This is a genomic window from Methylobacterium symbioticum, assembly GCF_902141845.1.
Classification (GTDB): Bacteria; Pseudomonadota; Alphaproteobacteria; order Rhizobiales; family Beijerinckiaceae; genus Methylobacterium; species Methylobacterium symbioticum.
In genome coordinates this window covers 26,437-33,764 of record NZ_CABFPH010000059.1, presented here as the reverse complement: position 1 = coordinate 33,764, position 7,328 = coordinate 26,437, and the positions used below count along the sequence as shown (strand labels likewise).

The 7,328-nt window shown below is 70.9% G+C and carries 4 protein-coding genes and 2 pseudogenes; 3 read left to right on the top strand and 3 right to left on the bottom strand.

Annotated elements, in window-relative coordinates; genetic code table 11:
• Window positions 1-423: pseudogene (locus MET9862_RS29505) on the bottom strand (collagen-like protein); the annotation flags it as partial.
• Window positions 424-699: 276 nt separating this feature from the next.
• On the opposite strand from MET9862_RS29505, the gene MET9862_RS18565 reads away from it, so the two are divergent.
• Window positions 700-972 carry an usg protein gene (locus tag MET9862_RS18565; protein WP_142584377.1) on the top strand — a complete coding sequence of 91 codons (273 nt, stop codon included), beginning with the start codon at window positions 700-702 and terminating at the stop codon, window positions 970-972.
• A gap of 83 nt (window positions 973-1,055) precedes the next feature.
• On the opposite strand, the pseudogene MET9862_RS18560 reads toward MET9862_RS18565, so the two are convergent.
• Window positions 1,056-2,231: pseudogene (locus tag MET9862_RS18560) on the bottom strand (MFS transporter).
• Between the two features lie 468 nt (window positions 2,232-2,699).
• Here MET9862_RS18560 and MET9862_RS18555 point away from each other — a divergent pair.
• Window positions 2,700-4,673: an acyl CoA:acetate/3-ketoacid CoA transferase gene (locus tag MET9862_RS18555; RefSeq protein WP_142584376.1), complete on the top strand. Its 1,974-nt coding sequence runs from the start codon at window positions 2,700-2,702 to the stop codon at window positions 4,671-4,673.
• 305 nt (window positions 4,674-4,978) lie between these two features.
• Window positions 4,979-5,737, top strand: coding sequence for a WecB/TagA/CpsF family glycosyltransferase (locus MET9862_RS18550; protein ID WP_142584375.1), 759 nt, complete (start codon window positions 4,979-4,981; stop codon window positions 5,735-5,737).
• Window positions 5,738-5,744: 7 nt separating this feature from the next.
• Here MET9862_RS18550 and MET9862_RS18545 read toward each other — a convergent pair whose 3' ends face one another.
• Window positions 5,745-7,187, bottom strand: coding sequence for a glucosamine inositolphosphorylceramide transferase family protein (locus tag MET9862_RS18545; RefSeq protein WP_142584374.1), 1,443 nt, complete (start codon window positions 7,185-7,187; stop codon window positions 5,745-5,747).
• Window positions 7,188-7,328 lie beyond the last annotated feature (141 nt).

Below are 7,328 nucleotides of genomic sequence, written 5' to 3'. Positions count from 1 at the left end.
GGGCCCTGGCGGACCTGGGGGCCCCGGCGGACCGGGCACGGCCGCCATCGCGGCGGCCGCACCGGACGGGCCGGCCGGACCCGCCGGTCCCTGCGGGCCGGGAGGGCCCGGCGGCCCCTGCTGACCGCACTCGCCCACCACCGCCTGCCTCTCCTGGGACCCGACGCGCAGGGTCACGATGCAGGAGGCCGGGTGGTGCACGACATTGAACTGGAAGCTGCCGCTGCGGTCGGTCTTCTGCCGGAAGCGGCCGTCGAGACTGACCTCGGCATCGATCTGGTCGGACGAGCCCAGCACCCACAATTCACCGCCGGTGATCTTGGCGGCGAGGATCGTGATCTCGGCGCGGGCCGGCCCGGCGCAGCTCAGGCAGGCGAGCGCCGCCAGCATCGATCCACGGACCGGCCGAGCCTCCACGCGCATGCCACTCGCTCCTCCGACCCCGCGCAGCTTGGCCCGTTTTCGCGAAGCGGGAAAGGCGCCGGCCGGCCGCAGACGGGCGAGAGCACAGGACGGCCGCCCTTGTGCACAGGGTTAATCGATCGTGACCGTGCGGCGCAGACTCGAGGGACTTGGCAGCAGCGCCGGCTAACGAGTGCTAACAGATTGAAATCTATGATTTTTCTTCGCGGCTCCCTTGATCGATTCGCCCAGTCCGGTCAAGCTTGGCCGTCACGACCCGTCACGAGGTGTTCCAGAATGCCCGTCTCGCCGGACTTCCTGCGCCAGCTCGAAGGCTACAGCCTCACCACCGCGGAGATCCTCTATCGCCTGCCGGACCATCCGCACCTGCTCCAGAGCTTCGTCTGGCAGCGCCACGACCTGTTCCCGGACTTCCCCGAGCTGAAGCGCTTCCTGGCCTTCTGGGAGAGCTCGATCGAAGGGCCGCTGCACTCGGTGAAGGTCGCCCATTCCCGGCTGATCCGGCCCGCCGAGCTGCGCACGGTGAACGGCGAGTTCCGCCTGCACTGACGGCTCGCATCGTGCTGCCGCGGTCCGGCTTCCGGCCGGCCTCGCGGCCGCGACGGGCGCCGATGCGTCGGCGCCGTTCGGTTTCAGCGCGCGAGCAGCCGCCCCACCACGAGGCCGACCGCCAGGATCACGGCGGCGCAGACTGCGAGTGCACCGAATTGGCCGAGGAGCTGCAGAGCGGCGCCGAGGAACGCCACGCCGAGTGCCTGACCGCAGAAGAACGAGAAGGCGTGCAAAGCCACCGCCGAGGCGCGGGCCTGCGGCGCCACCTCGGTGACCTGGGTCTGGAAGGTGTTGTGCAGCATTTAGAAGCCGAGGCCCATCGCGGTCAGCGCCGCGCAATCGACCTGCCAGGAGCCCGCGAGCCCGATGACGAGCAGCGCGCCCGCGCAGATCGCCCCGCCCCAGGCGAGCATCCGCGACGGGCCGAGCAGGCGCACCAGATGGCCGACGAGGGCGGAGTAGATCAGCCCGCCCGCCGCGAAGCCCGCGAGCGCCAGACCCGCCTCGCGGGCCCCGCCCTCGCCGCGCGCCTCGATCAGGGGCGCGAGGTGCGGGAAGATGCCGAACACCGCGATCGCCTCGACGAAGACGCCCGCGAACAGGATCCGCGCCCGCGGGTTGGCGATGATGCCGCCGTAGCGGGTGAGCGCCTCGCCGAAGCGCGGGCGCCGGGGCGGGGCGCGGCCGCTGCGGTCGAAGCCGACGAGGGTGGCGACGCAGCCGACCGCCGCCATGCCCGCGGTGATGGCGAAGACGCCGCGCCAGCCGACCTCGGCCTCGATCAGCCCGGCAAAGGTCGAGCCGGTGAGCTGGCCGAGGATCACGGCGACGAGGAAGCGTCCGATCGCCACCTGCCGCCCGGCGAGCGCCACCTGATCGCCGAGGACGGCCAGCGCCAGCGGGATGACGCCGCCCGCCGCCGCGCCCGCCAGCATCCGCAGGCCGAAGAGCTGATCGATATCCGAGGCCGCCGCGCAGAAGCTCAGCGCCACGGCGAGAACGGCGAGGCAGGTGCTCATCACCCGCTCCTTGCCGAGCGCGTCGCCGACCGGTCCCAGCACCGGCTGGATCAGCGCGTAGGGCAGCGCGAAAGCCGTGGAGAGCAGCGCGACGCGGTGCGGGTCGCTCGCCAGGTCCCGGGCGAGGACGCCGACCAGGGGCTCGACCGAGCGCAGGGCGAAGGTGCCGGCGAAGCCGGCCACCATCAGGACACCGATCAGGCGCGCGGTCGAGCCGGTCTGGGACGAGGCGGTCATGAGGGCGCTGCGGCTCGCGGGGTGCCGGGATGCGGCGGAGCAGTCTCGTGCGGCCTCGCTTACGCCGCCGGCCGCACCCTGGCCAGGGCAGCCGGACGGAGCCCGTGCCACCGCGCGCAAGCCTGTCGCGGCACGGCGCACCGTTTTTGGAATACCAAATACTTCATTCTCGCAAGATCAGAGCGCGACCGTGAGGGAAATTGAACGCGACCACAAATAAACTTCGATTGCGCCGAGGCTTGCGCCAACCTTAGTCTCCTGCGACCGGGCCAGTCAGGAACGCGTGCCTGCGGCGTTCCTGCCACAGAAGACCCGGGCCACGACAGGCCGGATGCCGGGGGTGCCCTCCGGCAGCGCCAGGATCGACCCGGAAGAGGTCGCCGCGGCCGCGGTCCCGGCCGTCCCGACAGCTCCCGCAGAGGGGCGCGGGTGCGGCGCGCGCAGGGACGGATAGGGACGGGAAAGCCCATGAAGAAGAACAAGGTCATCAGCGCCGCCGAAGCGATCGCTCTGATCCGGGACGGCGACGTCGTGACGACGACGGGCTTCGTCCAGAGCTGCATCCCCGAGGCGCTGCACGCGGCGCTGGAGGCGCGCTTCGTGGAGACGGGCGCGCCCCGCGACCTCACCCTGATCATGACCGCGGGCGCGGGCGACAGCAAAGGCCTCGGCACCGGGCGCCTGCACCATGACGGCCTGCTGCGCCGGGTGATCGCGGCGAATTTCGGACGCATGCCGAAGGTCGCCCAGGCCGCCCAGGAGAACCGCATCCTCGGCTACAACCTGCCGCAAGGGGTGATCTCGCAGCTCTACCGGGCCTGCGCGGCGGGCCAGCCGGGCCTGTTCACCAAGGTCGGCCTCAAGACCTATGTCGACCCGCGCCACGGCGGCGCCAAGGTGAACACCGTCACCAAGGACGACATCGTCAAGCTCGTGGAGGTCGATGGCGAGGAATGGCTGTTCTACACGGCCACCAAGATCGACGTCGCCTTCATCCGCGGCACCTCGGCCGACCCGTCGGGCAATATCTGCATGGCCAAGGAGGCATTGACCCTCGACAATCTCGCCCAGGCCATGGCGGCGCGCAACAACGGCGGCCTCGTCATCGCACAGGTGGAGCGCATCGTCGAGCAGGGCTCGATCAAGCCGAAGGACGTGCGCGTCCCCGGCATGCTGGTCGATTGCGTGGTGGTCGCCGAGCCCGAGATGCACCGCATGAACTACGGCGTGATGCACGATGCGGCGCTCGCGGGCGAGATCCGGATCCCGGTGGCCGGCATCCGCAAGATGGCCCTCTCCGAGCGCAAGATCATCGCCCGCCGCGCCGCCTTCGAACTGCCGCCGAACGGCGTGGTCAATCTCGGCGTCGGCGCGCCGGAAGGCATCTCCGCGGTGGCCGCCGAGGAGCAGGTCACCCCCTACATCACCCTGACCACGGAAGCCGGCGCGGTGGGCGGGGTGCTGGCCTCGGGATCGAGCTTCGGCGCAGCGACGAACGCCGACTGCATCATCGACCAGAACCAGATGTTCGACTTCTACGACGGCGGCGGCCTCGACATGACCTGCCTGGGCATGGCCGAGTGCGACGGCGACGGCAACGTCAATACCAGCCGCTTCGGCGGCCGCCTGAACGGCTGCGGCGGCTTCATCAACATCTCGCAGAACGCCCGCAAGGTGGTGTTCGCCGGCACCTTCACCTCGGGCGGCCTCGTCACCAAGGTCGAGGATGGGCGCCTGCGCATCGTGCAGGAGGGCCGCTCGCGCAAGTTCGTGAAACTGGTGGAGCAGAACACCTTCAGCGGTCCGTTCGCCAAGGAGCGGATGCAGCCGGTGCTCTACGTGACCGAGCGCTGCGTCTTCCACCTCACGCAAGCCGGGCTCGAGCTGATCGAGGTGGCGCCGGGCATCGATATCGGCCGCGACATCCTCGCCCACATGGATTTCATGCCGGTGATCGAGAACCCGATCCCGATGGATCCGCGCATCTTCCGCGACGAGCCGATGGAGCTGCTCGCCGACCTCCTGAACCTCAACCTCGCCGAGCGGGTGAGCTACGACAAGGAGCGCAACCTGCTCTTCGTGAACCTGGAGGGCTGGCAGGTGCGCGCTAAGGGCGACATCGACGCCCTGCGCCAGGTGCTGGAGACCGCCTGCCTGAAGGCCGGTCAACGGGTGAACTCGGTGGTGAACCACGACGGGTTCCGCATCCCCGAGAGCCTCTATGACGATTACGCGGAGATGATCGAGTATCTCTGCAAGTACCACTACCTGACGACCACCCGCTACGCGACGAGCGCCTTCCTGCGCCTGAAGATGCAGGAGGCGCTCCGCAAGCGCGGCCTCGCACCCCACGTCTTCGAGCGCCGCGAGGAGGCGCACGCCTATCTCGAGCGTGCGGGCGTGGATATGGGCTCGGACGGCGTCACCGCGACGGCGGCTTAGAGCCGTTCCCGATCGCGTCGCGATCGGGAACGGCTTCAAACTCTTGTCTTGACGCGCTCTCTTGCGCCGAACCGGTGTCCACTTCGGCTTGAGAGCGCTCTAGCCCCGTTCGGGCGACATGCTCGGCCGGGTCCGCCCCCCCGACCCCGCCTGCCTCTCCGTCCCATCCTTATGTCCGGTCCTGGCACAGGGCCGGCCGTCCCAGACAGAAAATCTCCGCAAACCGTTCCGGATTGGGGCGGATTCGCCGGAACGGCGGTTGCGTGAGATGGGCTCATCCTCCTATCCGGACGAGAGCCCGTCCCATGCCGAGCCGCAAAGAGTTCATCAATCTCGGCTTCGACCCGCTGAGCCGGCCCGCGATCGTCGACGCGATCCTCGGCGCGTTCGCGCATCCGCGCTTCCGCTACGTGGTCACCCCGAATGTCGACCACATGATCCGCATCGATTCGGATCCGGAGGTCGCGGCGCTCTATCGGAACGCCTGGCTCTGCCTCAACGACAGCCGGATCCTCAGCGCGCTGGCCCGCCTCGCAGGGATCACGCTGCCCACCACGCCGGGCTCCGACATCGTGGTCGATCTCCTCAACGACCCGCGCCTTGCCCGCGACACCCCGATCCTCGTGGTGGGCGGAGATCCGGGCCTTCCCCGACAGATGCAGATGCTGCTCGGTCTCACCGCGGTCGATCAGTACCGGCCGCCGATGAACCTGCTGCGCGATGCCGAGGCCATGCGCGCCACCGTGGAGGCGGTGGAGGCAAGCGGCGCACCCCTCGTCTTCCTGGCGGTGGGCTCGCCGCAGCAGGAACAGGTGGCCGCCCATCTCGCCGCCCGCGGCAGGGCCCGCGGCGTCGGCCTCTGCATCGGTGCGGGCCTCGAGTTCCTGGTCGGGGCGCGCCAGCGCGCGCCGCGCTGGATGCAGCAGGCGGGCCTCGAATGGGCCTTCCGCCTCGCGAGCGAGCCGCGCCGCCTCGGCCGGCGCTACCTCGTGGTGGGCCCGCGGATCTTCGCGATCTTCCTCTCCTACCTTGCCGCCCGGCGGGCCGACCCGCAGCGGGGCTGAGGGCGGCTCAGCCCGCCGTCGCGACGCGCCCACCCCGCGTCGGCCAGACCGCATCGATCACCTCGAACCGCTCGGAGCGGTTGAAGGTGTGGCAGCCGACCGCGCCCCAGCCCGGCGACAGGCGGGCCGCCACGCTCTGCGCGAACCCCTCGCCGTCGAGCCGATCGATCCGGCAGAGGGCGAGGCCGGCGCCGTAGCGGGCCCGGCAATCCTGCGCGACGCGCCAGAGCCCGCCCTCGTGCCGCAGGAGCGCGCCAGCCGGCCGCGCGCTCGCGGCGTCGATGAGGACGGGGTTGCCGGGATGCGGGCGCCAGGGCCCGCGCAGATCCGGCGCCGTGAACAGGCTGAGCGCGTCCCAGCTCGATCCGTGCGGGCCCGTGGTCGTACAGAACAGCCACCAGGTCCCGTCGATCAGCTCCACCGTCGCGTCGCCCGCGCAGACGTCCCGGATCAGCACCGCCTCCAGCTCCCAGGCATCGGGGAAACGGGCGGCGCGGTAGAGTTCCACGGTGCGGTTGGCCGAACTCTCGGGGATCATCCAGATCGCGCCACCGCGGCGGAACACGAACGGGTAGGACAGGTGGTAGGGCCGCTCCAGCACCACGCGCGGCGGTCCCGGCCGTCCCTCGGCATCGAGGGTGACCGCCGAGATCACGCCGCGCCCCGTGGCGAAGGGCAATTCCTCGCAGAGGATCACGGTCCGGCCCTCGTGCTCCACCACGAAGGGATCGGCGAGATAGCGGCCGGGATCCCAGGGCAACCAGGTGAAGGGGCTCTGCGTCCAGCGGGCCGGGTCGGTGGGAATCCCGTCGGTTCGCGGACGCCAGCCGATGTTCCAGGTCTCGCCCCGGCGCAGGAGCCGGGTGAGGACCTTGGCCGCGAGCGCGGCGGCGAGGAAGCGCGCCGCCGAGGCCCCCGAGACAGGGCGCGGCGGCGCAGGTGCGAAGGCTCCGCCCGCCGGCGCCGCGACGGCGCCCGCCAGCAGGTCGATCGCCCGTTCCAGAACCTGATCCAGCGACAGCGTGACCATCGCCCGGTTCTCCAGGGCGGGCCGGGCCTCGGCGAGGACGCAGGCCCCCCGCACGGCGGCGAGATGGGGCCCGCGCCCATCGAGGATGGCGCAGGCGATCGCCTCGGGCTCCGGAGAGCCGTCGGCGACGAGGCGGAGCGCGTCCGCGCCGGCCCCATCGCCGGCAAGATCGATGACGAGGTCGGCCGGTCCGGATGCCTCTGCGCCGGGCGGCGGGTCGATCCGCTCCGTGAGATTTGGGCCCCGGCGGCGATAGAGCAGCCCTTCGAGCTGGAGCAGCAGGGCGAGCGCGGCCGGCTCCGGCCGTGCCGGTGCGATCCGCGACCACGCGACGGCGTGCCCAAGGCCCACGAGCCGCTCGGCCAGCAGCACCTGCCAGCGCGGCAGGGGCCCGCGTCTCGCGACAAGTCTGATCTGCACGGGGACGCTCTCCGCTCCCGCAGGCTCGGGAGACCGTGCCGGATTCCACCGGCAAAGGCTTAAGGCGGCGTTGCCGCGGCCGCGACGACGAACAGTGTTCACGGAACGGATGCGGCCAGCCCCGGTTAGCACTCCGAGCGA